Source organism: Mycobacterium sp. 1423905.2, from assembly GCF_001673155.1.
Lineage (GTDB): Bacteria > Actinomycetota > Actinomycetes > Mycobacteriales > Mycobacteriaceae > Mycobacterium.
This window is the reverse complement of record NZ_LZLE01000366.1, coordinates 50986-69026: the sequence shown is the minus strand read 5'-3', so window position 1 is coordinate 69026 and position 18041 is coordinate 50986. Positions and strand designations below refer to the sequence as shown.

Here is an 18041-nt window from a genome sequence, read left to right as displayed (position 1 = left end):
GCGCTAGCCGCCTGAGGTGAGGAGCTCGAATCGCGCGAGCGCCGTATCCAGATCCGCCTCGTCGAAGACCTCCGAGCGCCTGCCTTTGTCTCCTTGTACCAGCAACAAGTCGACCCCGCGCCATTCGGCGCTGAAGCCGTCCTGCGAGCTGCCGGATGCGGCATGGGTCAGGACTGCGCCCTGATCGGTCAACCGGTGCACGCTCTCGACGTAGGTGCGGATGCGTTGGTCGAGCTCCCAACCGGCGCGAACGTATGCAACCAGCTCACCCGGCGCGTATGCCGCCACCCTTCGATGGTCGACACTTTCGAAATCATCTGTCAGAGGCGGTATTTCGCGACGGTTGAGCGCGGCGTAGGCCCCCGCGATGACCGACCAGGTGTTGGAGAACGGCGCCGCCTCACCGTCGAGGTACCGGCGTTCGAGTTCATCGAAGGCGGCGCCGATGTCGGCTACGTCGAACATGGCGCACGCGACGATCCGGTTATCGCTGTTCGTTTCGACAATGCCGAGGACGTCGTTGTGGCTGGCCTCGGGCTCGTCGGTCGAGATGAGGTAACGGCCGAGGGCTAGACGCTCTCCGCGCAATGCGATCATCGTCGACGAAACGTTCGTGAAGCCCACCTCGGCGACGGTGCGCCAATCACCGATGTTGATTTCGCGACCGTGTCGTGTTCCAGCGCGCATTACCGCGCGGTGGTCAACAGCTGCAACGTCCTCGGTGAAAAGCTGAGCCATGGCGTCCCAGTCCCGGGCTTCAAAGCATGCCTGGAAGCGTTCGATGGCTTGGGTGGTGGCGTTTTCCAATCGCCGCACGGGCTGGATCAGCTCGTCGAACCGTGCCAATGCGGCATCGAGGTCTGCTTCGTCGTAGAGCTCGCAGCGGGTGATCTGGTCCTCTGCGACACTCAGAACCTGAATCATGCGCCACTCGACGATCGAGCCATCGCCCGTTGCGCCATGTGAGTGGTGGGTGACCACCGCTCCGGCATCGCTCAGCCGGTGTACTGCTTTGTGGTGAGTGCGGAATTCTGGTGTGACATCCCAAATCCCTCGCAGGACAGTGGTCAGGTGGCTGGACGCGAAGGGGGTACCTCGCCGGTGGTCGATGTTCACCCAGTCCGACTCAGGAAGTTCTCGCCGGTTCAGTGAGGTGCACGTTTCGGCGATCGCCGACCAGGTACGGGCGAACGGCGCCGCCTCGCCGGCCAGGTACCGACGTTCGAGTTCCTCGAATGCGGCGTCGATGTCGTCGAGGTCGAAGACGATCCGCGCCATGATCTCTTGTTCGCCGTTGACTTCAAGGACATCGATGACATCGCTGTGAAAAGCATCTGGTCGCCTGTCACGCCCCCAGGTTTGAGTGCGACTCAGCGCCAGGCGGCTCCCACGGATGGCGATCACCTCCGATGTCATGCATTTGACGCCGATCTCGGTGATGGTCTTGATTTCGGTGAATACGGCGCCTCTGCCTTGCCGCACACCGGAATTGACCACCTGCCGACGATCGTCGGTGACGACGTCGCCGGCCAGCAACTTGCTGATCGCATCCCAATCAGAGCGCTCGAAGCATGCCTGCAACCGCTCGGCCGCCCGGCTTGCCGCGTTCTCCAGCCGGCGCGTTCGCGCGCTCAGCTCTTCGAAGCGGTCGAGCGCGGCGTCGAGGTCTGCTTCGTCGAAAAGTTCGCAGCGGTTGATCAGACCGTCCTCTACCACCAGGATGTCGACGCCTCGCCATTCGGCGTCGAAGCCCTCCTGCGATGCCTCATGCGCCACCCGAGTGAAGAGTGCGGAGTTGTCGGTTAGGCGATGTACGGACTCGATATAAAACTGGGATTGCGGGGCGTCCGCCCACGTGGCGCGAAGGTATTCGGACAAGCCACCCTCGTCGAGCGCGACCAGTCGCCGGTGGTCGATGTTGACCCAGTCCTTTGTGGTGGGGGCAAGCGTGTGCCGGTTGAGCGCTGCGTAGGCCTGCGTTATGACCGACCAGGTGTCCGCATACGGTGCCGCCTCGCCGGCGAGATATCGAAGATCGAGTTCATTGATGGCGGCGTCGAAATCGTCGCCGTCGAAAACGACGTGGGCGACAAGCCGGTCGGCGGCGTCGACCTCGGCGATGCGGAGCATCTCCGTTTGGTATGCCTCGGTCTTCTCGCCCCTGCCCCAGAACACGATACGGGCAAGCGCCAGGCGCTCGCCGCGGATTGCGAGGACCTGTGCGGTCACGCTCGTGGCACCGAGGTCGGCTATTGCCCGTCCCTCTGCGAGCACCGTGGCACGGCCCTGGCTTGCACTCTGGAACCCGCGTCGCTGGTCCTCGACCCGAATGTCAACCGAGAGTAAAGCGCCGAACTCGTCCCATTGCTTCTCGGCAGCCAGCGCGTTGAGCCGCCCATCAACCCGACTCGCGGCGTTCTCGAGAGGCGCGCGATGACGCACTTCTTCCAGCCGGGAGTAAGTGGTTTCCAGCTCGGCCATCGCGGCGTCGTGGTCCTCGACGTCGAACCACACCTCTCGCGCGATTCGACCGTCCTCGTCCAGCGCGAACAACTGATAAGCCTCGTCCCGCGGTGCGCCGGGGCTGGAATCTGCCGTGCCTAGCTGCAATCCGGTGAGCGCCACTCTCTGACCTCGCACCGCGACAACCGTCCGCTGGTGGCGCACCGGCCCGACCGCGTGATAACGGCGCGCCTCGCTTGAGTACTCGTGAGCAGTGAATTCGGTGTTGGGGAAACCGACTATCTTGCGACGGTTCTCCACGGAGATGCTGGGTGCAATCACCAGCTCCAGCTCACGCCAGGCCGAGCGATGGACAGCAGCATCGAGACGCTCGACCGCTCGCACGCAGGCGTTGTCCAGCTCGACAGGCACCGCTTCACGGGGCGCAGAGATAGGCGGCGGTTCGGCACCGACAACGCGACGCGCCTTTTCGGCAAGCGCTACAGCACCTTTGCGCTCGTACAGGTTCACCGCCCGCTCGGCGGCGGCTCGGGCTCCGGTGACGTCACCCGCCGCTTTCAGCACCGTTGCCAGTGCCAGGCAGGTGTCGCCATGATCGACCAACGCGTCGGTGCGTTCGGCCAAAGTTACGGCTGCCTCGGCGGCCCGGCGGGCCTGGGTATGGTCGCCGCGGCGGGACAAAAGATGCGCTCGAAGCACGCGCCAGGCGATGGACGCCTTGAGCGCGTTGCCGGCGAGACGTTCACTCTCGGCGCATAATTCGTCAGCTTCGGCGTCTCGCTCGAGCATGAGACACGCCCGTCCGAGCAGCGCGGCGGTCTCGGCGGTGTCGGCGTCCAGCCCCATGCGGCGGAAACCGTGGTAAGCCAACCTCAAACGCGTCTCGGCCGCTGCCGGATCGTCGACGATGAGTTCGACGATGCCGGCGAACTGCTCCACCTCGAGTACGGCGTGGCGCAGCCCGAGTTCGGTGACTGTGCGTCGAGCGGAGTCGATCATCCGTCGGGCCGGTCCCGCACGGCCCCGCAACGCCTCCAACACGGCCTGGCACCGCGTCGAGGTGGCTTCGACCGCAGGCGAGTCGGTGGTGATCCGCAACAGCCGAACGACGTCAAGACACCGACCGCCAGCGCGCGGAACCGGGTTGGGTCCCCACAGCGCAGCCAGCGGCGCGCCCGCCAACACCGCGTTGACCCGGCGGTTCTCCCGCGCGCGTCGGGCCGCGGTCAGGGCGTCGTCCAAGGCCATTTCGCAGTCCCCGATTCGGCCCAAGCGCGCCAGGCAGGTGGCGCGCACGGTGTGTGCCTTCGCTTCCCCTGCGGCATCGTCGAATTCGGCGAACTTCCTCGCAGCTGCGCTTAGTTCGGCTTCGACCTCGTCCAACCGCTCGGGGTGAGCCAGTATCGATAACTGACCGGCGAAACAGGCAGACCATGCCGCGAGGCGGGCAGAATCAACTGTGGTGGAACGCAATTGGCGGACCGCGCCTTGCGCCGAGGTCACATCGCCCGCGGCCAGGAGGGCTTCACAGCGCGCGACCAATAGTTCGGCGGTCTGGTCGTCGCGGTCGGGCAGCTCGTCGTCCACCTCCTCCAGCGCGTGCAAGGCATGGTCGTAGAGGTCGGCGGCCCCCTCATAGGCGAGCCGTGCCATGGCCTGGTCACCGGCACGCTTGCAGTAGAAGACGGCCTTGGCCGCGTTTCCCGCCCACGCGCATTCAAAATAGTGGTGCGCCAGTTCGGCCAGCAGGTCGTCGTCGTCCCCTTCGTGCTGGGCCTCCAGTGTGGTGGCGATGCGCTGGTGCAGTCGCATGCGCCGCACCGATGCCAACTCGGCCAGCAGTGACTGCCGAACGATGGCGTGGTTGAACCGGTAGTTTCCGCCGGGCTCCTCCACGACGATGCCGGCTTGGCAGGCCTCGTCGAACGCGTCGATCAAATCGTTACCAACCACCCGCTCGACCAGATCTACTGCGAAGCGGCTGCCGACGACAGCGGCGGCGGCCAGGGCCTTGTTCGTCTCGATGGGAAGCCGAGAAAGCCTGCGGCTCACCGCTTCCCGGACGCCCTGCGGCAGGGTGCTCTGATCCCACACGCCACCGCTTTCGTCGACGTGGCGCAGCGCCTCAATGAGGAAGAAGGGGTTGCCGCCGGTGACCGACGACAATGCTCGGGCGAGCTCTTCATCGTCGTAACCCGCCTCGGCGACGTACGCGGTCACGTCCTGCTCGTCGAGGCCACCGAGGTTCAGGCGGGTGGCCGTGCCGTCGCGATGCAGATCGGCGAGCATCGCGGCCAGTGGGTGGGAGCGGTCGAGGTCGGTGCTGCGATACGTGCCCACGATCTGAACGTGGGCGTGCTCACCGAAGCGCAGTAGATGCCGGAGCAACAGCAGCGTCGGCTTGGCGGCCCAGTGCAGGTCGTCGAGGATCAGGACGACGGGCGCGGAGGCCGAAGCCAGTCGCAGCAGCGCGACGACGGCGTCGAACAGCGCATAACGTTCGGTGTCCGGATCGGCGCGCGGCGGCGCGGACAGATCGGGCAGCACCTCGGTGAGGCCGGGGACCAGGGCCAACAGCGCCTCGACGCCACGCAGCGCTCGAAGCCGGCTGGCGCCCAGGCATGGCACGAGTGCACGCAACGCTTCCGCGAACGGCTGATACGGCGCCCCGAGGTCCTCGTCGCAACGCCCGTAGATGATCAGGGCGCCGTGGTCATAAGCGTGGCGGGACCATTCCCCGGCCAGGCGAGTCTTGCCGACACCCGGCTCGCCGGCGATCAGCACCGCGTTGGTGCCGCCGGCGAGGACGGTCTGATACGCCGACGCAAGCCGCTCCAACTCGCGTCCCCGCCCGACGAACGGGCCGGGACCGGCCAACACCGCCGGGAGGTCCGGCCGCTGGATCGGCGCGTCGGTGGCCGTAGCCGCAGGGCGGTCGTCGTCCACTCTCAGGCGGAGCTCGAAGACATGCTCCGGGCGCGCCAGGTTGCGCAACTGACGCATGCCCAGGTCGGTGAGCACCACGTCGTCGGGCAGAGAGTCGATCACCAGCTCGGCCGTCGCACCCGAGCACAGAATCTGGCCGCCCGCCGCCACCGACCGCAGGCGGGCCGCCCGGTTGACCGCCCGGCCGAAATAGTCGCCGTCGCGCAGTTCGACTTCTCCGGTATGCACCGCGATCCGCACACGCATGGGCTCACGCAATGGCCATGGCTCGTGACTGATGGCGTCCTGCAACTCGATGGCCGCAGCGGCGGCCGCGGACGGCCGCTCGAAGACCGAGAACGTCGCATCACCCTCGCCGCGCGTTTTGATCAGCCGTCCCCCGCGCGAAGTCACGACCTGCTCGACCAGCTCGTCGTGACGGGCGAGCGCCACGGCCATGGCATCGGCTTGCGCCTCCCAGGCTGCCGTGGATCCCTCGATGTCGGTCAGCACGAAGGTGACCGCCCGGGTTACCGCCGAAACATGTTGTGTCATCGGCAATTCCAGGGAGGGATCCTGCGCGACGATCGCGGCCTCGAGTTGCCGAAGTTTCGGGCCGGGGTCTACGCCCAGTTCGTCGGCCAGCAGCGACCGCGCTCGCTGATATGCGCCCAGAGCGTCCCCTTGCCTACCGGCGCGGTACAGGGCGAGCATCAGTTGACCCCAGCGCCTTTCGCGCAGCGGGGATTCGGCCACCGCTGCCTCCAGATCCCCGATGACTTCTGCTGCTCGGCCGGTGGCCAGCAGCGCGTCGGCCCGGTCCTCGACGAGTGCGGCGTGGCCTTCGATCCACCGGGTCTTCTCCGAAGTTCCTCGCGGACCGTCGGGTAGTTCGGGTGTTCCGCGCCAAAGGGTCAGCGCCTCTTCGAAACGTGTCACCGCCTCGCCGGTGTCACCGGCCGCGGCGGCGTCGCGTCCTTGTCGGGCGGCCCGCCGGTATCGCGACGCGTCGACCTCGGTGGCCGCAACGGTCCATCCCACTCCCTGGGTCAAGATGAATCCATCGCCCAGGGTGCGGCGCAGCGACGAAATATGGGTCTGCAGAGCCTTTTCGGCGGTGCGCGGCGGTTCGTCATCCCAGAGCAACTTAATCAAGGTGTCGGCCGACACGACTGAGCCGTTGTAAAGGCCGAGCATGGTGAGGATGGCGCGCGCTTTGGCGCCCGGGATGGTTACGGGCGCGCCGCCGAGCCGAACCTGGAGAGGTCCCAAAACCCCCAGTTCCACGGACTGAAGCGTACTCACGTGTCCCATCGTTGGTAAGGCACTTCAATACCTGGTCAAGGTTGGGTAAAGGCAGCTTCGCCGCTACAGGCGCAGCGTCCAGCGGTCGGCGCGGAAATGCAGGACCGTGCGGCTGGCCGGGGGAACGTCGATGCGCCAGAAGGTTGTTGGCGGGGTGTCGAGGGCTGCCACTATCGCGGCCCTGACGACTGCCGGATGAGTGACGGCCAACGTCGGTGTCGTGTCGTCGGACAAGGACGCCAACCATCCGGCTACGCGGTCGATTAAATTGACGACCGACTCACCGCCGTGGGGCGCAGCGGCCGGATCGGTCAGCCACAACGCCAACTCGGCGGCTGGCACGTCCTGCAGCGCTTGGCCGCGCCAGCGCCCGCAATCCAGGTCGGCCAGTTGCGGCTCCATGGTGGTCTGCAGACCGAGCAGTTCGGCGGTTTGGCGGGCTCGCCGCTCTGGTGCGGCGAGTCGGCGAGGGGTCCCATCGAGGGTGCCTCGAGCCTGGCGGCGGCCGATGTCACTGAGCGGCTCGTCGTCGGGGAATCGAGCGGCGGCCATCGCCTCGGTCATTGCGTGCGAGATCAGGGTCAACCGGAGCACACCGGTCACGCCACAATGCTCTCCGCTCGCGTCGTTTCACTCGGCTCGCCGAGCAGTCGGCCGGCCACTCGGGAGAAAACCAGACCCATAGCCACCCACAGCACCAGCTGCGTGCCCAGTGAGACCAACCTGAATTCATACAACACGTCAGCGGGGAACCCGGCCGGTGTCTCGTCGACCGTCGGCAACACCAAGATCACCAGCGCGACAGTGATCACGTATGCAACGGCGGCAACCAGCCCAGCGGTCCATGAGCTGAATCGCGCAGCAAGTCGTCCGCGCAACCAGACCGCAGCGATCGCCAAGACCACCGACGCCACGAGCATGACCAGGTACCACAGCGTGCGGGTGCCGATGCTGTCGGCCTGCCCGACGGCCGGCGGGTTGGGCGGGTACTTCACGAACGGAACCAGCTCGACCGCGACGAAGGCCCCCACCGCCAGTCGGATCGAAAACGACTGTGGATCAGTGCTTTTCGCACGCCCGTAGGCGACACAGAATACGACGGCGAACAGCGCCCCCAGCGCTAACCCGACCAGTAGCACCCCGAAACCCAACCCGGCGTTGCCTTGCACACCGCGGCTGAACAACTCGGCACCGTGCTCATGCACACCATGCGCGTGTTCGGCTTCGATGCGGGCATCTTCGAAAGCGATGGCGCGGCCGATGACCGGTTCAGCGAATACGCGGGCGAAAACGAACGCCAGGACAGCGCCAACCGCGCCGGCCAGGAGACCGCGCAGTATCAGACGCTTCTCCACGCCGGCGGCTCAGTGGCAGGGGAAGCCGAGCAGATGGCGGGCGTCGTGGAAGAACTCGTGTACGTGGGAATCGCTACCGAACAGCGACACCGCACCCTGGTCGATGCCGACGAAGTACAGCGCGATGAGCGCCAAGACGGCCGTCGCCGCCAACCAAAAGGCCGCAGTTGCCGCCGACAGATCGACCGATCCGGCGCGAGCCGTCTGGGAATTGGCCACGGTGACTCCTTCCGGGGATGTTCGCGTTCCCCTTGGGTGCTTGGTGACGGGCAGCGGGTCTGACTGTGACAGTGGCGCGACCGCTCCGGAATTTCACCAGATTCCGATGTCCGTCGGTAACGAGCGCCAGTCTAAACGTGCGACGGCGGCGCCGGTAAGGCGCCGCCGTCGTTTGTCACGCTATTGCGACTGGGCTCCCGCCTTGGCCAAGTCCGGCTCCGCCGGCGGCTTGCGAGTCCCGGTGAAGGTGAAGACCGCGTCTTCGCCAGCACCTTCGCCATCCCAGTTGTCCACGTCGACGGTGACCACCTGACCGGGTCCGACCTCCTCGAAGAGGATCTTCTCTGACAGCTGGTCCTCGATCTCGCGCTGGATGGTGCGCCGCAGCGGGCGGGCCCCCAGCACCGGGTCGAAGCCGCGCTTGGCCAACAGCGACTTGGCCTTGTCGGTCAGCTCCAGCGCCATGTCCTTGCTCTTGAGCTGGTTGGCGACGCGGCCGATCATCAGGTCGACCATCTTGATGATCTCGTCCTTGGTCAGCTGGTGGAAGACGATGATGTCGTCGATACGGTTCAGGAACTCCGGGCGGAAGTGCTTCTTCAGCTCGTCGTTGACCTTCTGCTTCATCCGCTCGTAGTTGTTCTCCCCGCCACCCTGGGTGAAGCCCAGGCCAACCGGCTTGGAGATGTCGGAGGTGCCCAGGTTGGACGTGAAGATCAACACGGTGTTCTTGAAGTCGACCGTGCGACCCTGCCCGTCGGTGAGCCGGCCGTCCTCGAGGACCTGCAACAGGCTGTTGTAGATCTCCTGGTGCGCCTTCTCGATCTCGTCGAACAGCACCACCGAGAACGGCTTGCGCCGCACCTTTTCGGTGAGCTGGCCGCCCTCTTCGTAGCCGACGTAACCCGGAGGGGCACCGAACAGCCGCGATGCGGTGAAGCGGTCGTGGAACTCGCCCATGTCGATCTGGATGAGCGCGTCGTCGTCGCCGAACAGGAAGTTGGCCAGCGCCTTGGACAGCTCGGTCTTACCGACACCGGACGGTCCGGCGAAGATGAACGAACCCGACGGCCGCTTCGGGTCCTTCAACCCGGCACGGGTACGGCGGATCGCCTTCGAGACCGCCTTGACGGCGTCCTCCTGGCCGATGATCCGCTTGTGCAGCTCGTCTTCCATCCGCAACAGGCGGGTGGTCTCGGCCTCGGTCAACTTGAACACCGGGATGCCGGTCCAGTTGCCCAGCACTTCGGCGATCTGCTCGTCGTCGACCTCGGCGACCACGTCGAGGTCACCGGAGCGCCACTGCTTTTCCCGCTCGGCTCGCTGGGCGACGAGCGTCTTCTCGCGGTCGCGCAGGCTGGCGGCCTTCTCGAAGTCCTGGGCGTCGATCGCCGATTCCTTCTCCCGACGCGCCTCGGCGATCTTCTCGTCGAACTCGCGCAGGTCTGGTGGCGCGGTCATGCGGCGGATCCGCATCCGGGCACCCGCCTCGTCGATCAGGTCGATCGCCTTGTCCGGCAGGAACCGGTCGTTGATGTAGCGGTCGGCAAGCGTCGCGGCGGCCACCATGGCGGAGTCGGTGATCGACACGCGGTGGTGTGCCTCGTACCGGTCCCGCAGGCCTTTGAGGATCTCGATGGTGTGCTCCACCGTCGGCTCCCCCACCTGCACCGGCTGGAAGCGGCGCTCCAGGGCGGCGTCCTTCTCGATGTACTTGCGGTACTCGTCGAGGGTGGTGGCGCCGATGGTCTGCAGCTCGCCACGGGCCAGCTTGGGCTTGAGGATCGACGCGGCGTCGATCGCACCCTCGGCTGCGCCGGCACCGACCAGGGTGTGCAGCTCGTCGATGAACAAGATGATGTCGCCGCGGGTGTTGATCTCCTTGAGCACCTTCTTCAGGCGTTCCTCGAAGTCACCGCGGTACCGGCTGCCGGCCACCAACGAGCCCAGGTCGAGGGTGTAGAGCTGCTTGTCTTTGAGCGTCTCGGGCACCTGGCCGTGCACGATGGCCTGCGCCAGACCCTCGACGACGGCGGTCTTGCCGACGCCGGGCTCTCCGATCAGCACCGGGTTGTTCTTGGTGCGCCGGCTCAGCACCTGCATCACCCGCTCGATTTCCTTCTCGCGGCCGATGACCGGGTCCAGCTTGCCCTCCATCGCCGCAGCGGTCAGGTTGCGGCCGAACTGGTCGAGCACCAGTGACGTCGACGGGCTGCCCGACTCGCCGCCCCGGCCACCCGTGCCGGCTTCGGCGGCTTCCTTGCCCTGGTAGCCCGACAGCAGCTGAATGACTTGCTGACGCACCCGGGTCAACTCGGCGCCCAACTTCACCAACACCTGGGCTGCCACGCCCTCACCCTCGCGGATCAGACCCAACAGGATGTGCTCGGTGCCGATGTAGTTGTGGCCCAGCTGCAGCGCCTCCCGCAAGCTCAGCTCCAGGACCTTCTTGGCACGCGGGGTGAACGGGATGTGACCCGACGGCGCCTGCTGGCCCTGGCCGATAATCTCCTCGACCTGGCTGCGGACGCCTTCCAGCGAAATGCCCAGCGATTCCAGCGACTTGGCCGCGACGCCTTCACCTTCGTGGATCAGACCCAAAAGAATGTGCTCGGTGCCGATGTAGTTGTGGTTGAGCATCCGGGCCTCTTCTTGCGCCAGGACGACCACCCTGCGGGCACGGTCGGTAAAACGTTCAAACATCGGTGGTTACCTGCTCTCCCTCACCATCGGTACAGCCGGTCGGCATCACGTACCTGCCGTCCACTGTAATGGTCGGCCTGCCAGGGTTCCTACCTCGCGGTGACTAGCGGCGCCCCGCCGCCGAGCCCGCCAAGGGCAAATATCCCTGTCCAAAAACAAGCCGCACCAGATAAACGAGGAAAACGGAAAATACGTTTCCCGCGCTGAGTGCCAAACGGTTCGCCGACAGCGAAAGCAAAACCGGCGCCCAGGCGGTTCCGCCCAGGCGCCGGCAGACGTTTGCTAGGTCGCGGCGTGGAATGCGTCGATGACATCGGCCGGGATGCGGCCCCGGGTGGACACGTTGTGACCGTTGCGACGGGCCCACTCGCGGATCGCGGCGCTCTGCTCGCGGTCGATTGCGCCGCGGCCACGTCCCGAGCTGGACCGCCCGCGACGACGGCCGCCCACGCGCCGGCCGGCTGCTACCCACTGCTTCAGATCACCACGCAGTTTCGCGGCATTCTTGGAGGAAAGGTCAATCTCGTAGGTCACCCCGTCAAGCCCAAATTCGACCGTTTCGTCAGCGGCGCCCGAACCGTCGAAATCGTCGACCAGAGTGACGGTTACTTTCTTCGCCATTGGCTTACCCTCGCGTTTCGTCTGTGCAGTAACTGATGCAGTATGGATAGACTCCCCGGCACCAATGTGCCATAAGTATCGGCAATCCTCAATCCGAGACAAGAAGCGCAGTTCAGTTGGAGTGCGGCCGAACAATCGGGAACAAAACAGTCTCCCGAATTGACAGCCCGGTCAAACACATCAACAACCGATCGATACCCATTCCTGTTCCGGTACACGGCGGCATCCCATACTCGAGAGCGGCCAGAAAATCCTCATCGAGTAGCATCGCCTCGTCATCGCCGGCGGCCGCTGCGCGGGCCTGGTCTTCAAATCTCTCCCGTTGCACCACCGGGTCGGTCAATTCCGAGTAGCCGGTGGCCAGTTCCACACCGCGGACATAGAGATCCCATTTCTCGGTGACCCCCGGGATGCTGCGGTGTTGACGCGTCAAAGGCGTTGTCTCCACAGGGAAATCCTTGACGAAGGTGGGCGAGGTGAGCGCGTGGCCCACGGTGTGTTCCCAAAGTTCCTCGACCAGTTTCCCGTGACCAAAGCCACGGCTGTCGTCGATCTCGACATCGAGTCGACGCGCGATGTTACGTAAACGTTCGACTGTCGTCTGCGGTGTGATCTCTTCCCCGAGCGCCTCCGACAGGGAGGAATACATCTGGATACTCTGCCATTCTCCATCGATGTCGTAGACGCTGCCATCGGGCATCGGAAGTTGTCGTGTCCCGATCGCCTCGTCGGCTACCTCCTGAATAATCTCTCGGGTGACCACTGCGGAATCGTCATAGGTGCCATAGGTCTGGTAGGTCTCCAACATGGAGAATTCGGGGGAATGCGTGGAATCCGATCCTTCGTTTCGGAACACGCGATTTAGTTCGAAGACCTTGTCGAAACCCCCGACGATGCAGCGCTTGAGGAACAGTTCCGGCGCTATCCGCAGGTAAAGTTCGATGTCCAAGGCATTGGAATGAGTGACGAACGGTCGCGCCGCGGCCCCACCGGCCAACGTCTGCAGCATCGGCGTCTCGACTTCGAGGAAGCCGCGGCGCTCCAGCGCATTCCTGATCGCGCGGATGACCGCAATCCGCTGCCGAGCCACCGCACGAGCCTGCGGGCGCACGATGAGGTCGACATAGCGCTGTCGCACCCTGGCTTCTTCGCTCAGTTCCTTGTGCGCGACGGGTAGCGGGCGCAGCGACTTGGCGGCGATCTGCCACGAATCGGCCAGTACGGAAAGTTCGCCGCGCCGTGAGCTGATGACCGTGCCGTGCACGTAGACGATGTCGCCGATGTCGACGTCGGCCTTCCAGGCGTCCAGCGACTCCTGGCCGACTTTGTCCAGGCTGATCATGGCCTGCAGCTGGGTGCCGTCGCCTTCCTGCAGGGTCGCAAAGCACAGCTTTCCGGTGTTGCGCGCGAACACCACGCGGCCGGCCACCCCGACGACGTCGTCGGTGACCTCGTCGACCGCCAGGTCAGGGTGAGCGGCACGGACTTCGGCGAGGGTGTGAGTGCGGTGGATGTCGACCGGATAAGCCTCGTGGCCTTCTGCCAGCAGGCGAGCACGCTTCTCCCTACGGATCCGGAACTGCTCGGGTAGGGCAGCTTCGGTGTCGGGGAGGTCGGCGGAGCTCACGACCTGCCAGCTTAAATGAATTCTTTGGTGCGACCGCTCCGGCGGGCGGCATGAGCTACGGATCACAGTCACGCGGCCGCTGGGGCGTCGAGGGTGAATTGTGGGCGTTGAGCGTGCGCTGACGGCGGCGAAATCGTCGAAACGACGCCTTGAGTACACAGTGAGCGCCCGAGATTCACACTCACGGGCAAGGGAGGGATGGGGCGTCAGCGGGCGGTCTTCAACCGGCCGCGTTGGGCTTCCTTGTTGCGCTCGAAGACCAGCTGCAGTCCCTGCAAGGTCAGGTGCTGGTCATAGTGGTCGACGGTGTGCAATTCGGGCAGTAGCAGTGGCGCGGTGTGTCCGGTGGCCACCACTGCGACGTCGTCGCCGCTCGAAAAGCCCTTGACGTTCTCGCGCACCCGGGTAACCAAACCGTCGACTAGTCCGGCGAAGCCGAAGACAGCGCCCGACTGCATGCATTCCACGGTATTTTTCCCCACCACCGAACGCGGGCGAGTCAATTCCACCCGGCGCAACGCTGCCGAGCGTGCCGCCGCGGCATCGGAGGACACCTGCACCCCCGGCGCGATGGCCCCACCGAGAAATTCACCTTTGGCCGATACCACGTCGACGCAGATAGACGAGCCGAAGTCGACGACGATGGCGGCGGTGTTGAACTTGTGAAAAGCCGCCAGGCAGTTGACGATTCGGTCGGCGCCCACTTCTTTGGGGTTGTCGACGAGCAGCGGAATGCCGGTACGCACGCCGGGTTCGATCAGCACATGCGGGACCGACGGCCAGTACTGGTCGAGCATGATGCGCACTTCGTGCAAAACCGAGGGAACAGTGGAGAGCGCGGCCGCACCGGTGAGCCGTTCGGAGTCGTCGCCGATCAGTCCGTCGATGGTAAGTGCCAATTCGTCGGCGGTGACTTCCGGTTCGGTGCGAATCCGCCACTGCTGCACGACCTTTGCGTGCTCTTTGGCACCCGAGAGCAGGCCGACGACGGTGTGGGTGTTGCGGACGTCGATCGCCAGCAGCACGGTTACCGCACACCGATTCGGGGATCGAGCAGTTCTCCCGCGTCGGCGGGCACAAAGGCGGGATCGTGGCCTAAGTCGATCGGCTTGTTCTGCGCGTCGACGAACACGATCCGCGGCCGGTAGGCGCGCGCCTCGGCGTCTTCCATGGTGCCGTACGCGATGAGGATGACCAGATCACCGGGGTGCACCAAATGTGCTGCAGCGCCGTTGATTCCAATGACCCCGGAGCCGCGTTCGCCGGTGATGGCGTAGGTCACCAGGCGGGCGCCGTTGTCGATGTCGACGATCGTCACCTGTTCGCCTTCGAGCAGATCCGCGGCGTCCATCAGGTCGGCGTCGATGGTCACCGACCCGACGTAATGCAGGTCGGCCTGGGTGACGGTGGCACGGTGGATTTTCGACTTGAGCATCGTCCGTAACATCAGTTCCTCCATTGTGAGTGAGGTTGCCCGTCCGGCCCATGGGTGCCGGCGGTGTTTCCGATCTGAATCGACACGTTGTCCAACAATCTGGTGCTGCCCAGCCGGGCGGCTATCAACAGCCGACCGGATCCGTTGGCGCGCAACGGCCCAAGATCGGCGTCGCGCAGCTCGAGGTAGTCAATGACCAGGCCGGGGGTGGCCTCCAGGACCACGCGTGCGGCGTCGAGCGCGGCTTGCGGCCCGTCGACCGCGGCATGCGCGCCTGCCGTCAACGCAGCTGAAAGTGACACGGCCGCTTCACGTTGTGTCGGGTCGAGGTAGCGGTTGCGCGACGACATCGCCAACCCGTCGGATTCCCGCACGGTCGGCACACCGACCACCTGCACGTCAAGATTCAGGTCGGAAACCATCTGCCGGATCAGCACCAGCTGCTGATAATCCTTCTCGCCCAAGAACACTCGATCCGGGCGCACGATCTGCAGAAGTTTGAGCACTACGGTGAGCACGCCGGCAAAGTGGGTGGGGCGCGGCCCGCCTTCCAGTTCGGCAGCCAGCGGGCCGGGTTGCACGGTGGTGCGCAGGCCGTTGGGGTACATAGCCGCAGCGGCCGGCGCGAACACGATGTCGACGCCGACCTCGCGGAGTTGCGCGAGGTCGTCCTCGAGGGTGCGGGGGTAGGCGTCGAGGTCCTCTCCGGCACCGAACTGCAGCGGGTTGACGAAAATGGACACCACGACCACCGAGCCGGGAGTCTTCTTGGCCGCGCGGACCAGGGCGATGTGGCCTTGGTGCAGCGCCCCCATGGTCGGTACCAGCATCACCCGCCGCCCGGTGTGCCGCAGCGCGCGGCTGACCCCGGTGACATCGCTCGGCAGCGAGTACACGTTGAGCTCACCCGGGTGGAATTTGGGTTGCTGTGGGTTCACGGTGCGAGCACCTCGACGACATCGTCGGGGGCGTGGGCGCGCTGCGCGGTCCGCAGGGCGTTGACCCGATAGGCCTGAGCCAGTTGCGGGTCGACCCGCGCCAGTGCGGTCAGATGTCCAGCCACCGCCGCCGCGTCGCCACGGGCGACGGGCCCGGTCAGCGCGGCCTGCCCGCGCTGCAGCGTGTTCTCCAACGCGGCCCGGGCCAAGGGACCGACGATGCGTTCGGCGATGCCACCCGGCTGGTCTTCGACGAGCTGTTGGCCCAGTAGTTCGGTGCCGCGCAGGGCGGCCCGCAACGCCTCCAACGCGTCGGCCAACACCGTCACCAGGTGGTTACCGGCGTGCGCCAGGGCCGCGTGATAGAGGACCCGGGAGTCCTCGCGCACACAGAACGGCTCGCCGCCCATCTCCAGCACCAGCGACTGGCCGATCGCGTAGCCAACCTCGTCGGCCGCGGTGATGCCGAAACAGGTGTCTGGCAACCGGCTGATGTCCTCGTCGGAACCGGTGAACGTCATTGCGGGGTGAATCGCCAGCGGAATGCAACTCTGCTCGGTCAGCGGGGCGAGGATGTCGATCCCGTTGACCCCGGAAGTGTGCACCACGATGGTGCCGGGCCGGACCGCGGCGGTGGCGGCCAGACCAGACACCAGGCCGGCCAGCTCGCTGTCGGGAACCGCCAATATCAGCAGCTCAGCACCGGCGGCGACGTCAGGCACGGGCAGCACCGACGTGTCAGGCAGTCGGCGGGCCGCTCGCTGCCGCGACGCGCGGGAGATGGCGCTGCAGGCCACCACGACGTGGTCGGCGCGCTCCAGCGCAACCCCCAGCGCGGTGCCCACCCGGCCGGCGGAGATGATCCCCACCTTGAGCCTGGCCGGGCGCAAACCGTCGAACTGCCCCATCGCAGACGACCTCACAGGATTCTTCGTGCGTTCCAGTCCCGTGTCTCGGGTACCGGACGGTCACTAAGACTCTAGTCGATTTGAACGGCGGGCCCCACTTACCCGTCGCGCCGCCGCCGCCGGCCACCGCCGGCGGGCTGGACCTGCAGCCGCGCCAACAGGTCGGCGACGGACTGACCGCCGGTCGGCGGGCCCTGCCCGTCGACGGCTTCTGGATCTTCGTCAACCGTTTCCGGACTGCGGTGCCGCGGCGCGACCTCAGGGGGCGGCGCGGGCGCCAGCCGCGGTGGCGGCGGCGGTGCGGCGGGCTCGACCGCTTCGGCTGCCGGTGCAGACGCCGAAGCAGCCGGTTCAGCACCGATCAGGCTGCCGACACCATAGTCGCGGTACTCCGTCGAGTGCCGGGACCGGGATCGGCGACCGGATTCGCGGTAGGACTCCGGCACATCGGCGTCGTCGTTGTCGACCTGGTCGTCGGTGTGGCGGTAGCGGCGGCGTCGCCCGGACCGCTCCGCCGGCTCGGCTGCCGGCGCCGCGGGGGCAGCCATCTCGGGGGACGGCGGGGCGGGAGGCTCGGCGGCCACCCAGTTGCTGCCCGGTGCGCCTGGGGGCAGCCATTGGCCGTCGGCAGCGACGGGTCGCCACTCCGATCCGGAAGGCTGCGCGACGGAGACTGGCTGGACGGGCGGCGACATGGGGGGTACCGGCGGCGGCGCGGGTGCCGGCGCGGGTGGCGGCCGGTGCCGCGGCTCGTACGACGGCTCGGGCTGGAGCGGGCGAGCCTCCGGAGGCGGGGCCTCATAGGCCGGACGGGCGCGCTCCCCGGTGTGCCGCCTTCTCGGCGGCGGCTGCCGCGGCGGCGTGAACATCGGGCCTTCGTTGACCGGCGGTACGCCCACTTCGGGCACGTCGATGATGGTGGTCTCTTCGGAGCGGCTGGGCGGGTTTTCTTCGCGGTCTTCCCGGACTGCCCGCACCCGGTCGCTGGACACCCAGTCGGCGGCGGGAGTGTCGTTGTGCTGGGCGCCGTTCTGAGCCACTGTTTCCAGGGCGGGCCGGTGCTCGAGGTCGGTGTCGAACAGTATTTCCAGGTTGGTGCGCAGCGCGGATAGTTCGGCGCGCAGCGCGGCCACCTCGTCGGCGGCCGCCGCACGCAATTCGGACGCCAACTCACGGCGTAGCTGCGATTCCACGGTCAGCTCGTACTCGCGGCGGGCCGAGATCTCGCGGTCCAATTGCAGGTCGTAGACCAGCTTCATATCGCGGGCACGAGCCTGCTCGGCATCGGCTTGGCGTCGGTACAGCACGGACACGAAGGCGCCGGCCACCGCGGCCCACAGGGCCAGGATCACAGCGAGCTTGAGCAGTTCCACGCGATTGGTGAAAACCAAGGCGGAACTGGCCCCGATTGCCAGGACCAGCAACGTCGTCAAGAGCACCCAACCCGGCCTGCGGCCGCCGCGCCGAACGCGGGCGCCGCGGGACAGAACGGTCATGGCCTGACTGTACCGGGCGAGGTCAGTCCGCGTGTCGCGCCGGTCC

Annotated in this window: 12 protein-coding genes; all 12 read right to left on the bottom strand. The window is 66.2% G+C overall.

Going from position 1 to position 18041, the window contains the following annotated elements; all coding sequences use genetic code 11:
* Positions 1 to 3: 3 nt before the first annotated feature.
* On the bottom strand, positions 4 to 6675 hold the full coding sequence (locus A9W95_RS25465) for a BTAD domain-containing putative transcriptional regulator (RefSeq protein ID WP_216638202.1): 6672 nt from the start codon (positions 6673 to 6675) through the stop codon (positions 4 to 6).
* An 81-nt stretch (positions 6676 to 6756) separates the two neighbouring features.
* A complete protein-coding gene (locus A9W95_RS25460) occupies positions 6757 to 7296 on the bottom strand; it encodes a histidine phosphatase family protein (protein ID WP_067419060.1) in 540 nt (179 codons plus the stop codon).
* Entirely contained in the window at positions 7293 to 8048 is a 756-nt protein-coding gene (locus A9W95_RS25455; protein WP_067419058.1) for a CbtA family protein, read from the bottom strand. Before A9W95_RS25455 ends, A9W95_RS25460 begins: the two co-directional genes overlap by 4 nt.
* Positions 8049 to 8057: 9 nt before the next feature.
* Positions 8058 to 8267, bottom strand: coding sequence for a CbtB-domain containing protein (locus tag A9W95_RS25450; protein WP_067419057.1), 210 nt, complete (start codon positions 8265 to 8267; stop codon positions 8058 to 8060).
* 180 nt (positions 8268 to 8447) lie between these two features.
* Positions 8448 to 10970, bottom strand: a complete 2523-nt coding sequence (gene clpC1, locus A9W95_RS25445; protein ID WP_067419056.1) for an ATP-dependent protease ATP-binding subunit ClpC — start codon at positions 10968 to 10970, stop codon at positions 8448 to 8450.
* 282 nt (positions 10971 to 11252) lie between these two features.
* Positions 11253 to 11591 (bottom strand): histone-like nucleoid-structuring protein Lsr2, encoded by a 339-nt coding sequence (gene lsr2, locus A9W95_RS25440; RefSeq protein WP_067419055.1) that lies wholly within the window; start codon positions 11589 to 11591, stop codon positions 11253 to 11255.
* A 112-nt stretch (positions 11592 to 11703) separates the two neighbouring features.
* Positions 11704 to 13218, bottom strand: a complete 1515-nt coding sequence (gene lysS / locus A9W95_RS25435) for a lysine--tRNA ligase (protein WP_067419054.1) — start codon at positions 13216 to 13218, stop codon at positions 11704 to 11706.
* A 206-nt stretch (positions 13219 to 13424) separates the two neighbouring features.
* The gene (locus tag A9W95_RS25430) at positions 13425 to 14243 is read right to left on the bottom strand and encodes a type III pantothenate kinase (RefSeq protein WP_067419053.1); all 819 of its coding nucleotides are present in this window, start codon (positions 14241 to 14243) and stop codon (positions 13425 to 13427) included.
* A gap of 2 nt (positions 14244 to 14245) precedes the next feature.
* On the bottom strand, positions 14246 to 14665 hold the full coding sequence (gene panD / locus A9W95_RS25425; protein ID WP_067419118.1) for an aspartate 1-decarboxylase: 420 nt from the start codon (positions 14663 to 14665) through the stop codon (positions 14246 to 14248).
* Positions 14665 to 15591, bottom strand: coding sequence for a pantoate--beta-alanine ligase (gene panC / locus A9W95_RS25420; RefSeq protein ID WP_067419051.1), 927 nt, complete (start codon positions 15589 to 15591; stop codon positions 14665 to 14667). The genes panD and panC overlap by 1 nt, the downstream gene beginning before the upstream one ends.
* Entirely contained in the window at positions 15588 to 16499 is a 912-nt protein-coding gene (locus A9W95_RS25415; protein ID WP_067419049.1) for a Rossmann-like and DUF2520 domain-containing protein, read from the bottom strand. Before A9W95_RS25415 ends, panC begins: the two co-directional genes overlap by 4 nt.
* A 98-nt stretch (positions 16500 to 16597) precedes the next feature.
* Complete coding sequence (locus A9W95_RS25410; RefSeq protein WP_067419048.1) at positions 16598 to 17995, bottom strand: DUF6779 domain-containing protein; 1398 nt, start codon at positions 17993 to 17995, stop codon at positions 16598 to 16600.
* Positions 17996 to 18041: the final 46 nt, after the last annotated feature.